Source organism: Pseudoxanthobacter sp. (assembly GCF_036822375.1).
In the GTDB taxonomy this organism is placed as follows: Bacteria; Pseudomonadota; Alphaproteobacteria; order Rhizobiales; family Segnochrobactraceae; genus Pseudoxanthobacter.
Genome location: NZ_DAISHT010000265.1, coordinates 2,152 through 4,139, shown reverse-complemented (window position 1 = coordinate 4,139; position 1,988 = coordinate 2,152). Strand labels below are relative to the sequence as shown.

The following is a 1,988-nucleotide window of genomic DNA, read 5'->3' as shown; positions in this document are numbered from 1 at the left end:
TGGCGCTGGAACCGAAGATCATGCTGTTCGACGAGCCGACCGCCTCGCTCGACCCGGAACTGACCGGCGAGGTGCTGAACGTGATGCGCTCCTTCGCCGAGGCCGGCATGACCATGCTGGTGGTGACCCACGAAATCGGCTTTGCCGCCTCGGTGGGTTCCAAGATCGTGTTTCTCGATCACGGCAAGCTGCTGGTGGAGGGCTCGCCGCAGGAGGTGTTCTCCAAGCCGCGCCATCCGCGCATCGACCAGTTCCTCGACACCTATCTGGACCGCGGCGCGGCCGGACTGCTCTGAGGGAGGCTCTGCACATGGCGACCGAAACGGCCTTCCGGCCTCTTCTGGATGCGGCGACCACGGCCGCGTTCGGGGCCGATGGCGTGGTGGTGCTGCGCGGTGCGTTTGCCGGCTGGGTGGAGCGGCTGCGCGCGGGCACGGCGGCGCTGATGGCCAGCCCCAGCCCGCGTGAGCGCTCCTACCAGCCGCCGGACGGTTCGGGCTTCTTCTTCCAGGATCTCTGCAACTGGCAGGACATTCCCGAATACCGTGCCTTCGTGCTGGAAGGACCGGGCGGGCAGCTCGCTGCGGAACTGACGGCCTCGAAAACCGGCCGCTTCTTCCACGACCATATCCTCGTGAAGGAGCCGGGCTCGTCCATCGTCACGCCCTGGCATCAGGACATGCCCTATTATTGCTGCGGCGGCGACCAGTCGGTGAGCTTCTGGATTCCGCTCGATCCGGTGAAGAAGGCGGCCTGCCTTGAGGTCGTCGCCGGTTCCCACAAATGGGGGCTGGAGCACCGGCCCTATCGCTTCGACGGCTCGCCGCTGTTCGAAGACGATGCCCGGCCGGCGATCCCCGATATCGAGGCCGACCGCAGCGCCTATCGCATCGTCTCCGACGATCTGGAACCGGGCGATGCCATCGCCTTCTCGTTCCGCGCGGTGCACGGCGCGGCGGCCAACACCTCGGCCACGCGCCGGCGGGTGTTCTCCGCCCGCTTCGTGGGCGACGATGCCATCTTCATCGACCGGGGCGGCAAGGGTTCGCCGCCGCTGTCGCACCTGACGCTGAAGACCGGCGAGCCGCTCGACGGGCCGGATTTTCCGGTGGTGTTCCGCCGCCCGGCGGTGTGAGGCAAACGAAGGTGTGAGGCAAACGAAAAAGGCGGCCACCGGGGCCGCCTTTTTTATCAGTCGGTGCCGGAGCGGAAGCGGCCCACCAGCCGGCGCCGGTCGCCGGGATGGAAGAAACGCGCCCAGGTGATGGGCACCCCGTCGGTCCACGTCCGCCGTTCCACCACCAGGCAGGCGGTGCCGGGGCGGATGTCGAGCAGCTTGGCCATTTCCGGCGAGGCGCCTTCCGCCAGAATGACGTGCTCGGCATCGCTCCACGGCACGTTGGCGATGAGCCAGGCGCCGGGGGTGACGGCGCGGAAGCTCTCCTGCGCCGCGCTCGGAGCGATGTCGAGATTGATCAGGCGTTCTTCGATCTGCAGCGGCTCGCCATCGGAAAAATGACGCACTTTGAGGAAGATCAGCGGCGTGCCGGGCTCCGCCTCCAGCGGGGCGCCGCGGGCATCGTCGGCCGCCAGCAGCACGCGCTCCAGAATCTCGAAGGCGTAGTTGCCGCCGAAGCGCTCCACTTCGGCGCCGATATCCCAGATCTCCAGCACCGGGCGTTCGGGCGGCCGGTCGGCCACCACCGTGCCGAACCGCCGCTTGCGGGCGACCATGCCCTCGGCCGCCAGACTGCGCAGCGCGCGATGCACTGTCATCCGCGCCGCGCGATAGCGGGCGATGATCTCGAATTCCTTGGGCACCTTGGTGCCGGGCGGCCACTGTCCCTCGGAAATCGGGCGGATCAGGGCGCGGCGGATCTGCTGCCACAACGGCCCCTGACCGTCGAGATCGGGCAGGTCGGCGATCAGGGGATCGTTGCCCGGAGAACCGCTCCCGGGGGCACTGTTACCCGGGGAACCGTTGCCCA

General features: G+C 68.3%; 2 protein-coding genes and 1 pseudogene. 2 read left to right on the top strand and 1 reads right to left on the bottom strand.

Annotation, left to right across the window (positions count from 1 at the left end; all coding sequences use genetic code 11):
* Positions 1-296, top strand: a pseudogene (locus V7067_RS16135) (amino acid ABC transporter ATP-binding protein); the annotation flags it as partial.
* A 14-nt stretch (positions 297-310) separates the two neighbouring features.
* Positions 311-1,135 carry a phytanoyl-CoA dioxygenase family protein gene (locus V7067_RS16130; RefSeq protein WP_334176923.1) on the top strand — a complete coding sequence of 275 codons (825 nt, stop codon included), beginning with the start codon at positions 311-313 and terminating at the stop codon, positions 1,133-1,135.
* 56 nt (positions 1,136-1,191) lie between these two features.
* Here V7067_RS16130 and V7067_RS16125 read toward each other — a convergent pair.
* Positions 1,192-1,988 (bottom strand): UTRA domain-containing protein (locus tag V7067_RS16125; protein ID WP_334176922.1); only part of this gene is annotated, 797 nt, incomplete at its 5' end.

Bases quoted from the DNA above. Each gene is read 5' to 3' on its own strand.
- V7067_RS16130 (WP_334176923.1), top strand. From the start codon at position 311: ATGGCGACCGAAACGGCCTTCCGGCCTCTTCTGGATGCGGCGACCACG.